The organism is Klebsiella sp. 1SOBk5mer, assembly GCF_046603115.1.
Taxonomy (GTDB): Bacteria; Pseudomonadota; Gammaproteobacteria; order Enterobacterales; family Enterobacteriaceae; genus Klebsiella; species Klebsiella quasipneumoniae.
The window spans coordinates 65087-82293 of the sequence record NZ_JBKIUU010000011.1; the positions used below are offsets into that span (position 1 = coordinate 65087).

Genomic DNA, 17207 nt, shown 5'->3' on the forward strand with positions numbered 1-17207 from the left:
CACTCATCTGCACTCTGAAATCGAGGTCAACATGTCCGTTAATAACAAACAGTGGTATGGTCTACCGCTCAACCTCATCTGGGGATATGTCGCCATCGCCGTGTTTATGACCGGCGACGGCTTTGAGCTGGCTTTTCTGTCGCACTACATCAAAACACTCGGATTTACCCCGGCGCAGGCTTCCTTTGCCTTTACGCTTTACGGTCTGGCCGCCGCCCTGTCGGCGTGGATTTCCGGCGTGGTGGCGGAAATCATCACCCCGCGCAAGGCCATGATGATCGGCTTCGTGCTGTGGTGTGTATTCCACGTGCTGTTCCTCGTCTTCGGTCTCGGTCGCGCCAACTATGCGCTGATCCTGCTGTTTTATGGCATTCGCGGCCTGGCCTACCCGCTGTTCCTCTACTCATTTATCGTCGCCATTATCCACAACGTTCGCAGCGACAGTTCCAGCTCTGCGCTGGGCTGGTTCTGGGCGGTCTACTCCGTGGGTATCGGCGTGTTCGGCAGCTATATTCCGAGCTTCACCATTCCCCACATTGGCGAAATGGGCACCCTGTGGCTGGCGCTGGTCTTCTGTGCCGCCGGCGGCATCATTGCGCTGGTGTCGATGCGTCATACCGAAACGCCGCGCCATATGCAGAACCTGACCACTCGCGAAAAACTCGCCGAACTGGGGCGCGCCGCGACGCTGATCTATACCAACCGCAGCATCCTGTTCTCCAGCATCGTGCGCATTATTAACACCCTGTCGCTGTTTGGTTTTGCGGTGATTATGCCGATGATGTTCGTTGATGAGCTGGGCTTTACCACCTCGGAGTGGCTCCAGGTGTGGGCGGCCTTCTTCTTTACCACCATCTTTTCGAACGTTTTCTGGGGGATCGTGGCGGAGAAAATGGGCTGGATGAAGGTGATTCGCTGGTTCGGCTGCATCGGGATGGCGCTTTCCAGCCTGGCGTTTTACTACATCCCTCAGCACTTTGGCCACAGCTTTGCGATGGCGCTGGTGCCGGCTATTGCCCTGGGTATTTTCGTCGCCGCGTTCGTGCCGATGGCGGCGGTGTTCCCGGCGCTGGAGCCGAACCATAAAGGCGCGGCGATTTCGGTCTATAACCTGTCTGCCGGGCTGTCGAACTTTCTGGCGCCGGCGATCGCCGTGGTGCTGCTGCCCTATTTCAGCACCATCGGGGTGGTGATTGCCTATACCGCCTTATATATTCTGGCCTTCTTCCTGTGCCCGTTAATCCGCGTTGAACAGCCTGGCATTACCCGCGCTCAGAGTGCGAAACCGTTTACCGCCAACGCGGCGGAGTCTTAATAAACCCGACATCTGCTATGAACAACGAGCAATCCGGGCGGTGACGCCCGGATTTTCGCCTTAGGCGATAGTCACTTTGCCGTCCAGATAGACATCCTGCACGGCATTGATCAGCTTCACGCCGTCGGCCATCGATTTCTTAAACGCTTTGCGGCCAAGGATCAGCCCCATGCCGCCGGCGCGTTTATTGATCACCGCGGTGCGCACCGCGTCGGCAAGGTCGGTCTCCCCGCCCGCCGCGCCACCGGAGTTAATCAGCCCGGCGCGGCCCATGTAGCAGTTGGCCAGCTGGTAGCGCACCAGATCGATGGGGTTATCGCTGGTCAGTTTGCTGTACACCCGGTCGTCGGTATAGCCGAAGTTAACCGCTTTGTAGCCGCCGTTATTCTCCGCCATCTTTTGCTTGACGATATCGGCGCCGATGGTGGCCGCCAGGTGGTTGGCCTGACCGGTCAGGTCAGCGGAAACATGGTAGTCGACACCGTCTTTCTTGAATGCCGAATTGCGCAGATAGGCCCACAGCACGGTGACCAGGCCCAGCTCATGGGCCCGCTCAAAGGCCGCAGAGATCTCTTCTATCTGACGACGCGATTGTTCCGAGCCGAAATAGATCGTCGCGCCCACGGCCACCGCCCCCATATTGAACGCCTGCTCAACGCTGGCGTAGAGGGTCTGGTCGTACTCGGTGGGGTAGCTCAGCGTTTCGTTATGGTTGAGCTTCACCAGGAAAGGAATACGATGCGCGTAACGGCGCGACACCGAGGCCAGCACGCCGTAGGTCGACGCCACGCAGTTACAGCCGGCTTCGATCGCCAGCTCGACGATATTTTTCGGATCAAAGTACAGCGGGTTGGCGGCGAAGGAGGCCCCCGCCGAGTGCTCCACGCCCTGGTCGACCGGCAGAATGGACAGGTAGCCGGTCCCCCCCAGTCGTCCGGTGTTGTACAGGGTTTGCATATTGCGTAGCACCGCCGGCGGCCGGTTGTTATCCACCATCACCCGATCAACATAATCTGCGCCAGGCAGATACAGCTGGTCGGCCGGAATGGTTATACAACGGTGCTGCAAAAGGCTCTCGGCATCTTTGCCCAGCAACTGCGTAATATCAGTCATAGCAATCTCCCGTAAGGCCGGCCGGAGCCGGCATGCATTATCCCAACCCAATTATTTTGGGCAGGTTAAGCCTGGTACCGACTTAGCCTATTTTCCAGCCGGGAGGGCATTTTTTCAGGAGATTCTGCTGTCCCGTTACGCTGCCATTTACCACCAGGCATGGAAATGGTGCACCGGCCCGATGCCGTGGCCCACCTCCAGGGAGTCGGCCTGCGCCAGGGCCGCCGACAGCCAGGCCTTGGCCTCGGTAACGGTGGCCGCCCAGTCGGCGTGACGCGGACGCAGCGCCGCCAGCGCCGCCGAGAGCGTGCAGCCGGTGCCGTGCGTGTTTTTGGTCTGTACTCGCGGCGCGGTAAATCGCTGTTCCCCTTCGCGGGTGAAGAGCCAGTCCGGGCTCTCGGCATCGTCGAGATGGCCGCCCTTCATCAATACCGCGCCGCAGCCCAGCGCCAGCAGCGCCCGCCCCTGCTCCAGCATTTCGCGCTCGTTGCGCGCATGGGGAGCATCGAGCAGGGCGGCCGCTTCCGGCAGGTTCGGGGTGATCAGCGACACCTGCGGCAACAATCGTTGACGCAGGGTCTCCACCGCCGAGGCCGACAGCAGCGGATCGCCGCTTTTCGCCAGCATGACGGTATCCAGCACCACGTTGGCCACCCGGTAGCGCGCCAGCCGCTCGGCCACGGCTTCCACAATATCGGTTTCCGCCAGCATGCCGATTTTGGTGGTATCGATGCGCACATCGCTGAACACCGAATCGAGCTGCGCCGCCACAAAGTCCGGTTCAATACGATAGACCGACTGCACGCCGCGGGTGTTCTGCGCCACCAGGGCGGTGATCGCCGAGCAGCCGTAGGCCCCCAGCGCGGAGAAGGTTTTCAGATCGGCCTGGATACCGGCCCCGCCGCTGGGATCGGTGCCGGCGATGGTCAGAGCATTGATGCGTTTCATGCGCGCACCTCCTGATACAGCGCGTCAAGAAACGCCGGAACAAAGCTCCCGGGCCCCCCGTGACGGGCAGCGATTTCCCCGGCCTGCTTCATGAGCCCGCAGGCGGCGGCCACGTTTTCCAGCCGGTCTCCCGGCAGCGCCGCGCTCGCCGCCACCACCGCCGACAGCGCGCAGCCGGTGCCCACCACCCGGGTCATCAGCGCACTGCCGCCCGCCACGCTGAGCACCCGCTCGCCGTCGGTGACGTAATCCACCTCACCGGTGACCGCCACGACGGAGGTCAACTGACGAGCCAGCGCCTGGGCCGCCGGCAGCGCCGCGGCGGCCGTATCGGTGGTATCCACCCCGCGCCCGCCGGCGCTCATCCCGGCCAGCGCCAGAATTTCGGAGGCATTGCCGCGAATGGCCGCCGGCTGGAAGGCCAGCAGCGCGTGACAAAAGGCCGTGCGCACGGTCAGGGCGCCGACCGCCACCGGATCCAGCGTCCAGGGCTTGCCGGCCTGGCGGGCCTGCTCCACTGCGGCACGCATGGCCACTGCGCGATCTTCGGTCAGGGTGCCGACGTTGATTAACAGCGCATCGGCGATGGCGGCGAACTGCGCCGCTTCGCGGGGATCGATCACCATCGCCGGCGAGGCGCCGACGGCCAGCAGAACATTGGCGGTAAAGGTCTGCACCACGTCATTGGTCATGCAGTGCACAAGGGGGGAATGGGCGCGCAGCAGATGGCGCAGGTGCGCGACAGGCGCGGGATTCAACAGCTCAGGCATGGTTTGCTCCCGCCAGACGAGGTAGAAGCAATGACCCTGCGGTCTCTGACTTCCCTACGCTGGCATTATCCAGATCAGGTGGTACGGGTATTTCTCAGCCTTCATTTAAGAAGGGCACCCCGAGTCATAAAAGCGGTACAACTTTTTCCTGAAGCAGGGTACGAAATGTGGCGGTGTAACACAAGCTGACCGGCTTTTTTTCCCCGTTCGCCAGCTAATACAAAAGGCGTAATTTCTGATTAAAAATGTGTTTTTTGCAAGCAAAACTGGATGAATGTAAATGTGTGGTTATATTTAAAAAATCTGTAACAAACAGTCACCTGCGTTAAATCGGTAAAACCGAACGAACCATGCAATAAATGAGGATTGCAATGAAATTAACCCCAATAGTGAAAGGGTTAGCGTTAGCGGGCATGTTGAGTAGTCTCGCTTTCGCCGCCTGGGCAGATACGTCAGCCAAAGAGGCAACCGAAGCGACCAAAAAAGCAAACGATGCCCTCTACAACCAACTCCCCTTCTCCGATAACACCGATTTCACCAATGCGCATAAAGGCTTTATTGCCGCCCTGCCGCCAGAGGTCATCAAAGGCGAACAGGGCAATGTCATCTGGGATCCGGGCCAGTACGCCTTCATTAAAAAAGGGGAAAAAGCGCCAGAAACCGTAAACCCGAGCCTGTGGCGTCAGTCGCAGCTGATCAACATCAGCGGCCTGTTTGAAGTCACCGACGGGGTCTACCAGATCCGCAACCTCGATCTCTCCAATATGACAATCATTGAGGGTAAAGAGGGGATCACCGTCGTAGACCCGCTGGTCTCGGCTGAAACCGCCAAAGTCGGCATGGATCTCTACTATAAGAACCGGGGTAAAAAACCGGTCGTCGCGGTGATCTACACCCACAGCCACGTTGACCACTACGGCGGCGTGCGCGGCGTGGTTGATGAAGCCGACGTCAAAGCGGGTAAAGTAAAAATCTACGCGCCGTCTGGCTTTATGGAAGCGGCGGTGGCGGAAAATATCATGGCCGGGAACGTCATGAGCCGCCGCGCCAGCTATATGTACGGCAACCTGCTGAAGCCGGACGCTAAAGGCCAGGTGGGCGCGGGCCTGGGGACTACCACCTCGGCAGGCACCGTCACCCTGATTGCGCCAACCAACATCATTGATAAGGATGGCCAGAAAGAGGTGATCGACGGCCTGACCTATGACTTCATGCTGGCGCCAGGCTCCGAAGCGCCGTCAGAAATGCTGTGGTATATCGAAGAGAAGAAATTGATCGAATCCGCAGAGGATGTCACCCACACCCTGCATAACACCTACTCGCTGCGCGGGGCGAAGATCCGTGAGCCGCTGCCGTGGTCGAAATATATCAACCAGGCGATCGTTCGCTGGGGCGATAAGGCTGAGATCATAATGGCCCAGCACCACTGGCCGACCTGGGGCAACGAGAACGTGGTTAACCTGCTGAAGAGTCAGCGTGACCTGTATCGTTACATCAACGACCAGACCCTGCGGATGGCTAACGAAGGCCTGACCCGCGATGAAATCGCCGCTAACTTTAAGCTGCCGGACGGCCTCGCCAATACCTGGGCTAACCGCGGCTACTACGGCTCGGTCAGCCACGATGTGAAGGCCACCTACGTGCTGTATCTCGGCTGGTTCGACGGCAACCCGGCCACCCTTGACGAACTGCCGCCGGAAGAAGCGGCGAAGAAGTTCGTCGAGTACATGGGCGGCGCGGATGCCATCCTGAAGAAAGCGAAAGAGGATTACGACCAGGGTAACTACCGCTGGGTTGCCCAGGTGGTGAGCAAAGTCGTCTTCGCCGACCCTAACAACCAGCAGGCGCGTCATCTGGAAGCCGATGCCCTGGAGCAATTAGGCTATCAGGCGGAGTCCGGCCCGTGGCGTAACTTCTACCTTACCGGCGCCCAGGAACTGCGCAATGGCGTGGTGAAAGGTCCGACCCCGAACACCGCCAGCCCGGACACCGTCCGCGCCATGACCCCGGAAATGTTCTTTGATTATCTGGCGGTCCATATTAATGGCGAAAAAGCGGGCAATGCGAAGTCGGTCTTCAATATCGATCTGGGCAATGACGGCGGTAAATATAAACTGGAACTGGAAAACGGTGTGCTGAACCACACCGCCAATGCGCAAGCCAAAGAGGCGGATGCCACCCTGACGCTGGATCGCGCTACCCTCAATAAAATCATTCTCAAAGAAGAGACCCTGAAGCAGGCGGAAGATAAGGGGGAAGTTAAAATCAGCGGTAACGGGGCTAAACTCGATGAAATGTTAGGCTATATGGACCCGTTTGACTTCTGGTTTAACATCGTGACGCCGTAATGATTCGCTGACGGCTATCATGGTAACAAGGCGGTGATCCCGCCTTGTTACCCTCTCCTGCCCGGTCAGTACTCCGCAGGCAGCGGTCGATCGATAGAGATCAGTTTGCCACGTTTCATCGTGATATATCCCCCCGCCTTTAAGTCCGCCAGCACGCGAAACACATGAGTGCGCGAAAGATTCGTACGCCGGATGATAAATAACGCCAGCCCCTCATTTTCACCCTCATGCGTATGCTGCCGATACAAATAGCGATACAGCATCGGACGAATCGTCTGGTAGCTGGTGACCTGGCGACGTTCATTGTGCAGGTCGATGGTAAAGATACTCATGAACACCAACACCTGCGCCAGCGCCTCAACGCGCTGCGGGTGGGTAGCAATAAAAAGGCGATCAAAAGTGGCGTAGGAAATTTTACGCAGCGTCACGGTTGCGCTTCCGGTATATTCAAATTTCGCCAGCGGGCAATACCGTTCCATCAGGCCAATCGGCATATGCTCAATAGTATTACCGATATTCAACCCATCATCCGGCATTAATATGGATAGCGAACCCTCGGTGCAAAAATAAATATACCCCGGTTGCGGGCACCATTTTTTATTGGCGGCGAGAATAACCTCTTCACCTTCCACGAGGATATCGGCAAAAAAGTCGGCTATGGCTAACGTCTTATAATAACTATGTATTTCCTGGAAATTCATTCTCTGCCCTCGCCTGCGCCGTTAGCGACAGTATAGCAGTCCTCGCCTGCTAAAGACGAGGAGATCCTTTAGCGGCGCCGCGCCAGTCCCATATGGGACTATTCAGCGGAATATTAGTCTTTAGAATAAACGACAAGCCATTCACTTTTTAAGCGGGAGATATTTTTTATTTCCGCATAATAAATTACCTGAGAGGTAGTGATGAAATTAAATCAGATAGCCAAAAATCTGGCGCTGGCCGGAATGTTATCGTCTTTGTCGGTAACCGCCTTTGCCGCCGAGCAACAACAGGATGCCACACCGGCCACGCGGGAGGCGAACCAGGCGCTATACCGTAAACTGCCGTTTGCGGATAAAACCGACTTTAACAACGCCCATCAGGGATTTATCGCGCCCCTGCCGCCGGCGATGCTCAAAGGTGACCAGGGAAATATTATCTGGGATCCGGCCAAATATAATTTCGTCAAAGAGGGCGAAAAAGCGCCGGACACCGTCAATCCCAGCCTGTGGCGCCAGTCGCAGCTGCTTAATATCGGCGGTCTGTTCAAAGTCACCGACGGCGTTTACCAGATCCGTAATCTCGATCTTTCCAATATGACCATTATTGAAGGCAAAACCGGGATCACCATCATCGACCCGCTGCTAAGCGCCGAACCGGCTAAAGAGGCTCTGGCGCTCTATTTTGCCCACCGGCCGAAAAAACCGGTGGTGGCGGTTCTGTTTACCCACAGCCATGTGGACCACTACGGCGGTATCCGCGGGGTGGTGGATGAAGCCGATGTCAAAGCCGGAAAAGTGAAGATTTACGCCCCGGACGGCTTTATGAAAGAAGCGGTTTCCGAAAATATCATGGCCGGTACCGCGATGAGCCGCCGCGCCAGCTATATGTATGGCAACCTGCTGAAGCCGGACGCCAAAGGTCAGGTTGGCGCCGGTCTCGGCACCACCACCTCGGCGGGTACCGTCACGCTGATCCCGCCGACCAACTACATTACCCATACCGGTCAGCAGGAAGTGATCGACGGCCTGACCTATGACTTTATGATGGCGCCGGGCTCGGAAGCGCCGTCTGAGATGCTGTGGTATGTCAAAGAGAAGAAAATGATCGAGGCGGCAGAGGATGTCACCCATACCCTGCACAACACCTACTCGCTGCGCGGCGCCAAAATCCGCGATCCGCTGGCGTGGTCGAAATACATCAACGCCGCCATCGACCGCTGGGGCAACGATGCGGAAGTGATTATCGCGCAGCACCACTGGCCGACCTGGGGCAATGACAATATCGTTAAGCTGATGAAAGGTCAGCGCGATATGTATCGCTATATCAACGACCAGACTCTGCGGATGGCGAATTTGGGCATGACCCGCGATGAGATCGCCGCCAACTTCAAGCTGCCGGAGTCCCTTGAGAAACAGTGGTCCAGCCGCGGCTACTACGGTTCCGTCAGCCACGATGTGAAAGCGACCTACGTCTTCTACCTCGGCTGGTTCGACGGCAACCCGGCCACCCTCGACGAGCTGCCGCCAGAGCAGGCGGCGAAGAAGTTCGTGGAATATATGGGCGGTGCCGATGCCATCATGCAGAAAGCCAAAGCCGACTACCAGCAGGGGAACTACCGCTGGGTGGCGCAGGTGACCAGCAAAATCGTCTTCGCCGATCCGAACAATCAGCAGGCGCGTCATCTGGAAGCCGACGCCCTGGAGCAGCTCGGGTATCAGGCGGAAGCCGGGACCTGGCGCAACTTCTACCTCACCGGCGCTCAGGAGCTGCGTAACGGCGTGCAGAAACTGCCGACGCCGAACACCGCCAGCCCGGATACCGTGCGGGCGATGACGCCGGAAATGTTCTTCGATTATCTCGGGGTGCATATCAACGGCGAAAAAGCCGGGGCGGCTAAAGCGGTCTTTAACATCGACCTCGGTAAAGACGGCGGCAAGTACAAACTGGAGCTGGAAAACGGCGTGCTTAACCATACCGCCAATGCGGTAGCCGACAACGCAGACGCCAGCATCTCGCTCAGCCGCGACACCCTGAATAAGATCATCCTGAAACAGGAGACGCTGAAGCAGGCTCAGGCTAACGGCGAGGTTAACATTCGCGGCAATGGCGCTAAGCTCGACGAAATGCTGAGCTATATGGACACCTTTGCCTTCTGGTTCAACATCGTCACCCCGTAAGCGCCACGCGCCCCACGCTCCCCCCGCCGCCTGTCAGGCCGCGGGGGAACTTTATCTTCAGGCAAACGCGCCGAGGGTTTGCCATCCCCCCGCCCGCGGCTCAAAATACGCTGAGGACAACTTTTTTGCGCGGAGGTATTTATGGCGCTTTATCACCATGCGCTGGTACTGATTAACAGCAGTCAGGACGGCGTCCCGCTGCTCGAGCATGCCGCCAGAATGGCGGAAGAGAACGGCATGCGCATCACTATCGCCCACATCAGCACCGACTACCGGGCGCTGAACTATGTTTCCGACAGCCTGCGCGACGATCAGGTCTCGCAGGAGGTGATCCAGGCCAAAGCCCTGCTCAACGAGCTGGCCTGCACCGTCTCCCTGCCGGTGGATACCCTCTCACTGGTGACCACCCGCCGCTTTGAAGATGTCGAAACCTGCGTTCGACAGCGGCAGATCGATTTAATTATTGCCGGACACCATAACCGGCTGCTGGGCGTCCTCTCCTCACACTCGCTGGAGTACATCAACCACTTAACCATAGACGTGCTGATCAAGCACCTGCCCTAGCGCAAGGCGGCCTGCAGCAGGGAAAAACAGTCTTCGATAAGCGGCGGCAGCGCCTGCGGCCCGCGCATCAGGGCCACCGTGCGGGTCAACGCCGGCTGCTGCAGCTCGGCGACCTTGAGCGCCGGGTCCTGCAGATGGGTGGTGTACAGCTCCGGCAGTATCGCCACCGCTAAGCGCGAGCGCACCAGGCCATACAGGGTTTCGATATAGTCCACCTGGTAGCGGGTGGTCAGCGTCAGGCGATGGCTCTCCACTAATGCCGCCACCAGCCGCTGAATATTGCCCTTCGAGAAGACGGCAATGTCCCGCCCCACCAGCTGTTTCCACGGCAGATGCGCCTGCGCGGCCAGCGGATCGTCGCGGTGCAGCACCGCCACGAAGGGATCGTCGCGCAGCGGATAGACCAGCAGTTCTGCGGGCAGTGAGCTGTCGATCGCCCCGATGCCGAAATCAATCTCGCCGCGCAGCAGCGCCTGGATGAGCGCATCGTTGGTCTGATCGTGAAATTCAATACGCAGACGGGGAAAGGCCTGGGCCAGGGTCTGCGGCAGCAGCGGAAACAGCAGCGAACTGACCGACGGCACCAGGCCGATGCGCACCGTCCCGTCGCCGCCCGCCTCGACGATCTGCTGCATATCGAAAAAGGCCGCCTGCGCCACGCTGAGGATCCGCTGGGCGTGGGGTAAAATCGCCGCCCCCAGTTCAGTCAGGGTGACCGCCGAAGCGGTGCGGTTGACCAGCTTGCCGCCGAGCACCGTTTCAATCTGCCGCAGAGCGCTGCTCAGCGCTGGCTGGCTAATCGCCAGCCGACTGGCGGTATCGGTAAAATGGCGCAGCTGGGCCAGGGTGACGAAATACTGAAGCTGTTTAAGAGAGAGCGCGGGCAGCCGCTGCCAGGGTTCGTTCATCATCGGGTTCGCTACGGTGGTCCTGCACAATAACCCGAGCTTATCGGGTGATAAATTTATTCATCTGGGCAAACGTTTGCTGTGCCCCTAGAGTATCCGCATTATCCTTGTGCCGGAGTGGTTATGTCCAGCAATGCTCAAGTCCGCCGTCGCGCCGTGCAGGCCGCGCGCGGCGAATCCCCGTTTGATCTGCTGCTGGTCGATGCGCAGATCGTCGATATGGCCACGGGCGAAATCCGCCCGGCTGATGTCGGTATCGTCGGCGAGATGATCGCCAGCGTCCACCCGCGCGGCAGCCGCGTCGACGCCCATGAAGTGCGTTCCCTGTCCGGCGGCTACCTGTCGCCCGGCCTGATGGACACCCACGTGCACCTCGAAAGCTCCCACCTGCCGCCCGAGCGCTACGCCGAAATCGTCCTCACCCAAGGCACCACCGCGGTGTTCTGGGATCCGCATGAGCTGGCCAACGTGCTCGGCGTCGAGGGCGTGCGTTACGCGGTAGACGCCAGCCGCCACCTGCCGCTGCAGGTGATGGTCGCCGCGCCGTCGAGCGTGCCCTCCACCCCCGGCCTCGAAATGTCCGGCGCCGATTTCGCCGGCGCGGAAATGGAGACCATGCTCGGCTGGCCGGAAGTGCGCGGCGTGGCGGAAGTGATGGATATGCATGGCGTGCTGCACGGCAGCGAGCGGATGCAGGAGATTGTCCAGGCCGGTCTCAACAGCGGAAAACTGATTGAAGGCCACGCCCGCGGGCTGAGCGGCGCCGACCTGCAGGCCTACCTCGCCGCCGGCGTCACCTCCGATCATGAACTGACCTCGGCGGACGACGCGCTGGAAAAACTGCGCGCCGGGCTGACGATCGAGATCCGCGGCTCGCACCCCTACCTGCTGCCGGATATCGTGGCGGCGTTGAAAACGCTGCCGCACCTCTCCTCGCAGATCACCGTCTGCACCGATGACGTGCCGCCGGATATGCTGCTGGAGAAAGGCGGGATCATCGCCCTGCTCAACCTGCTGATCGAGCATGGATTACCGGCGGTCGATGCGCTGCGTTTCGCCACCCTCAACGCTGCTATTCGCCTGCAGCGCCACGATCTCGGGCTGATTGCCGCCGGGCGACGCGCCGACCTGGTGGTGTTTGATTCCCTGGAGAAACTGGCGGCCCGCGAAGTCTACGTTGGTGGGGAACGGCTGGCCCATGCCGGCCGCCTGCTGAAGCCGATCGCCCCGGCGCCGGGCGTGACGCCGCCGCGCGATACCTTGCAGATAGCCCCCCTCGCCGCCGATGACTTTATCCTGCGCATCAAGGACATTCGCCACGGCGTCGCCCGCCTGCGCCATATCCGCGGCGCGCGCTTCACCCAGTGGGGTGAGGTCGAAGTGCAGATCCGCGACGGCCAGGTCCAGCTGCCCGCCGGCTTCAGCCTGATCTGGGTCAAGCACCGCCACGGCCGCCATCAGGCGACGCCGCAAATCGCCCTGCTTGAAGGCTGGGGCGAGCTGCGCGGCGCCATCGCCACCAGCTATTCCCACGATTCACACAATCTGGTGGTGCTCGGGCGCAATGCTGAGGATATGGCGCAGGCGGCCAACCAGCTTATCGCCTCCGGCGGCGGGATGGCGCTGGCGCAACGGGGCGAGATCCTCGCCCATGTGGCGATGCCGATTGCCGGCATGCTGTCGGATCTCCCGGCGGCCGAGCTGGCGCGTCAGTTCCGCGAGCTGCGCGATCTGAGCAGCAAAGTCGCCGACTGGGAGCCGCCGTACCGGGTCTTTAAGGCCATTGAAGGCACCTGTCTTGCCTGTAACGCCGGGCCGCATTTAACCGATTTGGGTCTGACCGACGGCGGCAGCCGCCAGATAGTCGACCCGTTGATAGCCTGCCGGGAAACCCCGGCGCCAACGCCTCACAACAATAATCCTCAGGGAGCCTGAGCATGGCCGATAACACACTTCACTCTTCCGCCCGCGATAACTGGCTGGAGCGCCGCTTTGCGCTGCGCTCGCGCGGCGGCACGCTGCGCAGCGAATGCCTGGCCGGGATCACCGGTTTTCTCGCCGCCGCCTATTTACTGGTGGTCATCCCGGGACTGCTGGCGATCGGCGGAATGGACAAAGGCGCCGCCACCACCGGCACCATTCTGGTCTTCGTCGTCGGCTCGCTGCTGATGGCGTTTTACGCCAACCTGCCGTTTATCGTCGGCCCGGGCATTGGCGGCTCAGTGCTGGTGGGGGTCACGCTGGCCGGTAGCGAGGGGATTGGCTGGCAGACGGGCCTCGGGATCGCCTGCTGGTCGGGGGTTCTCTTCTTCCTGCTGACCCGCTTTGGCCTGCGTGAAGTGGTGACCCGCTCGGTGCCGCAGTCGATCAAGCTGGGGCTGACGGCCTCCATCGGCCTGTTCGTCGCCGTCCTCGGCTTTCGCAACGCCGGGCTGGTGCTCGCCAATGCCAAAACCAACGCCCTGATGCTCGGCGACTTCCTCGCCCCCGGCGCGCTGGTGGCGCTGTGCGGCCTGTTCCTGGCCATAGCCCTGCAGGCGCGTAAGGTGCCGGGCGCCATTTTGTGGGCCATTCTGTGCGCTACCCTGGTGGGGATCCCGTTCGGCGTCACGAAACTGCCGACGCATTTTATCGATGTCCCCCACTCGCTGGCCCCGGTGCTGGGAGAGGTTGACCTGCTGGGGGCGTTAAACATCGCCTTCCTGCCGTTCCTGTTTGTCTTTTTCGCTTCTGAGTTTTTCTCCACCATGGGGACGACGCTGGCGGTGGGCGGCGAGGCGGGTCTGCTGGATGAAGAAGGCAACATGCCGCAGATTAATCGCCCGTTTATGGTCGATTCGATTGCCGCGGCGCTCGGCCCGTGGGTAGGTATTCCGGCGGCGACGGCGCTGATTGAGTCCTCGGCGGCGGCGGAAGCCGGCGGCAAAACCGGCCTCACCGCGCTGTCGGCGGCGGTGATGTTCCTGCTGATGCTGCTGTTCACGCCGGTGGCGCTGATGATCCCGAAGGAGGCCACCGCCCCGGCGCTGATCCTGATCGGCCTGAACATGTTCAGCGGCCTGCGCAAAGTGGATCTCGGCAACTTCACCGACGGCCTGCCGGTGCTGATGATGGTGATGATCACCCTTATCGCCAACAGCTTCGGCACCGGCATCGCCGGCGGGCTGCTGTTTTACATTGTGATCAAGGCCATCGCCGGCAAGTGGCGGGAAATCCCGATTGGCCTGTGGGTGCTGGCCGTCCCGCTGGTCTACTACTTCGCGACCTTAGTTAGACATTAAGCCCTTCACAATGTGATTTCACCTCTTCATATAACAAACGCACCGCGGCAGAGAGCTGTTTGCGGTGCGGACAAATCAGGTTCAACGGCACCACATCCCCCTGGTAACGCGGCAGCAGGCGCCGCAGGCGGCCCGCCCGCAGATCGTCGCTGACGTCGAGCATCGATTTATAGGCAATGCCCTCCCCGGCCACCGCCAGCCGGCGGATCACCTCCGCGTCGTCGCTCATCACCGTGCCGGAGACCTTCTGCTGCAGAACTTCGCCGTCGAGGCTCAGCGACCAGCGGTCGAACGGGCGGCCGCGCAATATGTAGATCAACGCATTGTGCTGGCCGAGCTCCTCAAGGGTCTGCGGCTCGCCGTGGCGGGCGATCCACTCAGGAGAGGCCACCAGTACCCGACGATTTTCCGGCGCCACCGGCAGCGAAATAAACGAGGCGTCATCGTTATTGCCATAGCGAAACGCGACGTCCACCGGATCTTTAAACACGTCGGTCAGCTGGTCGGAAAAGAGCAGCCGCAGGCGCAGCGCCGGGTGGCGTTGCCGAAAGTCGCGGAACAGGCTCAGGAGCAGGTTACGCCCGAGATCCGACGGCACGGCGATCTGCAGCATGCCGCGAATTTCATCGTCCGGGGTCTGGATCTTCTGCAGGCCAGCCTCGAGGGTATCGAGCATCTGGGTGGCATACGGCAGCCAGGTCTCCCCCTCCGGCGTCAGGCGCAGGCTGCGGGTCGAGCGGGCGAACAGGCGAATATTGAGGATTGTCTCCAGACGCTTAATCGCCGCGCTTACCTGCGCCGGTTGCTGCCCCGCCTCGCGCGCGGCGTCGCTAAAACTGCCCAGTGCCGCGGCGCGGACAAATAAGGTCAGATCTTCCAGCCTGAACATGCCGATTCTCCCCTGCTTCAGATTGCTCCCAAAATAGGCATCACCGTCGCTGCAACGCAAGCGGCGCATGACTTGCGCCGTGTTTTGCTTACACTTTTTAAAAATCCAGTGCTTGCCATTTCAGCAACGCATCAGGAATGATACGAGGCTGCTATTTTGAGTCCAGGTAATATTGAGGAAACTATGCGTAAAACAAAAATGATGCTTCTGGGCGTACTCCTTGCCACCGCCGGCGCCAGCTGGACGGCTTCTGCCGCGGGGATCGATCAGTATGCGCTGAAAGAGTTCACCGCCGACTTCACCCAGTTCCACATTGGCGACACCGTTCCGGCGATGTACCTCACCCCCGAATACAACATCAAAGGGTGGCAGCAGCGTAATCTGCCCGCGCCGGACGCCGGCAGCCACTGGACCTATATGGGCGGTAACTACGTGCTGATCACCGACACCGAAGGCAAAATCCTCAAGGTGTACGATGGCGAGATCTTCTATCATCGCTGATCCGCTCAAACTCCGCATCCGCCCCGGCGAACCAGCGGACTCTCCGGCGCTGCGCCAGCTCTTTCTGCGGGCGCGCAGTATGTCGTGGACCTGGCTTCCCTCCACGACGTGGCGGCTGGAAGATTTCGATGCCGCCACCGCGGATGAACAGCTATGGGTCGCGGAATACGACGGCCTGCCGGTGGGCTTTGCCGCCGTATGGACCGCCGATAACTTTCTTCACCATCTGTTCGTCGACCCGGACTGGCAGGGCAAACATATCGGCAGCGCGCTGCTGGCGCAGGTCGAACGGACCTTTACCACCAGCGGGACGCTGAAGTGCCTGATGGAAAATAAAAACGCCCTGCGCTTCTACCAGCGTCACGGCTGGACCATCGAAGCACAGGGCGCCTCGCCCGAGGGCGGATACTGGCTGATGCGCTCGCCGCGGCCTTAAACGGCGCGGAAGGCAATCTCACCCGGGATCACTTCTCCCTGCCAGTACATCTGGGCCGCCACCCGACCCGCCAGCTGGCGGTAGATGCCGGTAAATTCGCTTTCCGGACGCGCCACCACCGTCGGCGTGCCGTTATCGAGATCTTCCCGCAGCGTAATATGCAGCGGCAGCTGGCCCAGCAGCTGGGTATGGTATTTCTCGGCCAGTTTTTGCGCGCCGCCGGTGCCGAAGATCGGCTCATGGTGCCCGCAGTTGCTGCAGATATGCATGCTCATGTTTTCCACGATCCCCAGCACCGGCACTTCCACTTTTTCGAACATCACGATGCCTTTTTTGGCGTCGATCAGCGCGATATCCTGCGGCGTGGTGACTACCACCGCGCCGGTGACCGGAATGTTCTGCGCCAGCGTCAACTGGATGTCGCCAGTGCCCGGCGGCATATCCAGCACCAGGTAGTCGAGATCCGGCCACAGGGTCTCCTGCAGCATCTGCATCAGCGCCTTGCTGGCCATCGGCCCGCGCCACACCATGGCGTTGTCGTCGGTCACCAGGTAGCCGATGGAGTTGGTGGCCAGACCGAACTTCATGATCGGCGCCATATGGGTACCGTCCGGCGAGGTCGGGCGGCTGTCTTCCGCGCCAAGCATGGTCGGAATCGACGGGCCGTAGATATCGGCATCCAGAATGCCCACCTTCGCCCCTTCCGCGGCGAGCGCCAGCGCCAGGTTTACGGCAGTAGAAGATTTACCGACGCCGCCTTTCCCGGAGCTGATGGCGATAATGTTCTTCACGCCGTTGATGCCGGGCTGGTTTTTCACGCGCTTGAGGGTCGCGATGCTGTGGGTCAGCTTCCAGTCGATGGCCTTCGCGCCAGTGATGCGCAACAGCTCAGCGCTGCACTGCTCTTTGAGCGCTTCGAAGGCGCTGCTCCAGACGAACGGCATTTGTAGCTCGATATGAACGGTATCGTCCAGCCAGGCGACATGGTGCAGCGCCTTGAGGGTGGTGAGATTATGCTTCAGGGTTGGGTGCTGGAAATTGGCCAGCGTCCCGGCGACCATCGCGCGGAGGCGCTCGGGGGATTTGGCCTGGGATTGCGAATTCATCCCGACTCCTTTGTTGTTTTGAGATGCTTTCAGTAATCACAGAGTTTATCACAGGAAAGGATTATCCATATATGGGCAGCCATTTATGGCGCACCCACAGCCCTTTTGGTAATATCGGAAGCCCTTTTTACAACAGAAGATGTAATGCT

15 protein-coding genes and 1 riboswitch are annotated in these 17207 nt (G+C 60.2%); of the genes, 8 read left to right on the top strand and 7 right to left on the bottom strand.

The window, feature by feature from the left end; all coding sequences use genetic code 11:
* The first annotated feature begins 31 nt into the window (after positions 1-31).
* Positions 32-1315, top strand: a complete 1284-nt coding sequence (locus ACLH1U_RS20870) for an RbtT/DalT/CsbX family MFS transporter (protein ID WP_032453488.1) — start codon at positions 32-34, stop codon at positions 1313-1315.
* Positions 1316-1375: 60 nt separating this feature from the next.
* Here ACLH1U_RS20870 and fbaB read toward each other — a convergent pair whose 3' ends face one another.
* The 3 genes from fbaB to thiM all read right to left on the bottom strand — a co-directional run bounded on the left by fbaB (position 1376) and on the right by thiM (position 4146).
* Complete coding sequence (gene fbaB / locus ACLH1U_RS20875) at positions 1376-2428, bottom strand: class I fructose-bisphosphate aldolase (RefSeq protein WP_004201578.1); 1053 nt, start codon at positions 2426-2428, stop codon at positions 1376-1378.
* A gap of 147 nt (positions 2429-2575) precedes the next feature.
* Entirely contained in the window at positions 2576-3376 is an 801-nt protein-coding gene (gene thiD / locus ACLH1U_RS20880; protein ID WP_009307429.1) for a bifunctional hydroxymethylpyrimidine kinase/phosphomethylpyrimidine kinase, read from the bottom strand.
* A complete protein-coding gene (thiM, locus tag ACLH1U_RS20885) occupies positions 3373-4146 on the bottom strand; it encodes a hydroxyethylthiazole kinase (RefSeq protein ID WP_072420675.1) in 774 nt (257 codons plus the stop codon). The genes thiD and thiM overlap by 4 nt, the downstream gene beginning before the upstream one ends.
* Positions 4147-4180: 34 nt before the next feature.
* A riboswitch (TPP riboswitch) is annotated at positions 4181-4278 on the bottom strand.
* 239 nt (positions 4279-4517) lie between these two features.
* Between thiM and ACLH1U_RS20890 the strand changes: the two genes are divergently transcribed.
* Positions 4518-6494 (top strand): alkyl/aryl-sulfatase, encoded by a 1977-nt coding sequence (locus ACLH1U_RS20890; RefSeq protein WP_411299440.1) that lies wholly within the window; start codon positions 4518-4520, stop codon positions 6492-6494.
* 65 nt (positions 6495-6559) lie between these two features.
* Here ACLH1U_RS20890 and ACLH1U_RS20895 read toward each other — a convergent pair whose 3' ends face one another.
* Positions 6560-7195 (bottom strand): helix-turn-helix domain-containing protein, encoded by a 636-nt coding sequence (locus tag ACLH1U_RS20895; RefSeq protein WP_032453493.1) that lies wholly within the window; start codon positions 7193-7195, stop codon positions 6560-6562.
* Between the two features lie 201 nt (positions 7196-7396).
* On the opposite strand from ACLH1U_RS20895, the gene ACLH1U_RS20900 reads away from it, so the two are divergent.
* Positions 7397-9373, top strand: coding sequence for an alkyl/aryl-sulfatase (locus tag ACLH1U_RS20900; RefSeq protein WP_411299445.1), 1977 nt, complete (start codon positions 7397-7399; stop codon positions 9371-9373).
* Between the two features lie 141 nt (positions 9374-9514).
* On the top strand, positions 9515-9937 hold the full coding sequence (locus tag ACLH1U_RS20905; protein ID WP_023290412.1) for a universal stress protein: 423 nt from the start codon (positions 9515-9517) through the stop codon (positions 9935-9937).
* On the opposite strand, the gene ACLH1U_RS20910 is transcribed toward ACLH1U_RS20905, so the two are convergent.
* Positions 9934-10848: a LysR family transcriptional regulator gene (locus tag ACLH1U_RS20910; protein ID WP_032453494.1), complete on the bottom strand. Its 915-nt coding sequence runs from the start codon at positions 10846-10848 to the stop codon at positions 9934-9936. The two genes, ACLH1U_RS20905 and ACLH1U_RS20910, sit on opposite strands and share 4 nt — an antisense overlap.
* A 120-nt stretch (positions 10849-10968) precedes the next feature.
* On the opposite strand from ACLH1U_RS20910, the gene ACLH1U_RS20915 reads away from it, so the two are divergent.
* Together ACLH1U_RS20915 and ACLH1U_RS20920 are read left to right on the top strand one after the other, a co-directional pair.
* On the top strand, positions 10969-12780 hold the full coding sequence (locus tag ACLH1U_RS20915) for an adenine deaminase (RefSeq protein ID WP_117132549.1): 1812 nt from the start codon (positions 10969-10971) through the stop codon (positions 12778-12780).
* Between the two features lie 2 nt (positions 12781-12782).
* Positions 12783-14126, top strand: a complete 1344-nt coding sequence (locus ACLH1U_RS20920; protein ID WP_023290415.1) for an NCS2 family permease — start codon at positions 12783-12785, stop codon at positions 14124-14126.
* Here ACLH1U_RS20920 and ACLH1U_RS20925 read toward each other — a convergent pair.
* Positions 14116-15015 (bottom strand): LysR family transcriptional regulator, encoded by a 900-nt coding sequence (locus tag ACLH1U_RS20925; protein WP_023290416.1) that lies wholly within the window; start codon positions 15013-15015, stop codon positions 14116-14118. The genes ACLH1U_RS20920 and ACLH1U_RS20925 overlap by 11 nt on opposite strands.
* Positions 15016-15198: 183 nt before the next feature.
* Between ACLH1U_RS20925 and ACLH1U_RS20930 the strand changes: the two genes are divergently transcribed.
* On the top strand, positions 15199-15516 hold the full coding sequence (locus ACLH1U_RS20930) for an RcnB family protein (protein ID WP_004201590.1): 318 nt from the start codon (positions 15199-15201) through the stop codon (positions 15514-15516).
* Positions 15491-15952 carry a GNAT family N-acetyltransferase gene (locus ACLH1U_RS20935; RefSeq protein WP_411299442.1) on the top strand — a complete coding sequence of 154 codons (462 nt, stop codon included), beginning with the start codon at positions 15491-15493 and terminating at the stop codon, positions 15950-15952. The genes ACLH1U_RS20930 and ACLH1U_RS20935 overlap by 26 nt, the downstream gene beginning before the upstream one ends.
* Here the strand turns inward: ACLH1U_RS20935 and apbC are convergent.
* Positions 15949-17058: an iron-sulfur cluster carrier protein ApbC gene (gene apbC, locus ACLH1U_RS20940; RefSeq protein ID WP_101989106.1), complete on the bottom strand. Its 1110-nt coding sequence runs from the start codon at positions 17056-17058 to the stop codon at positions 15949-15951. The genes ACLH1U_RS20935 and apbC overlap by 4 nt on opposite strands.
* Positions 17059-17207 lie beyond the last annotated feature (149 nt).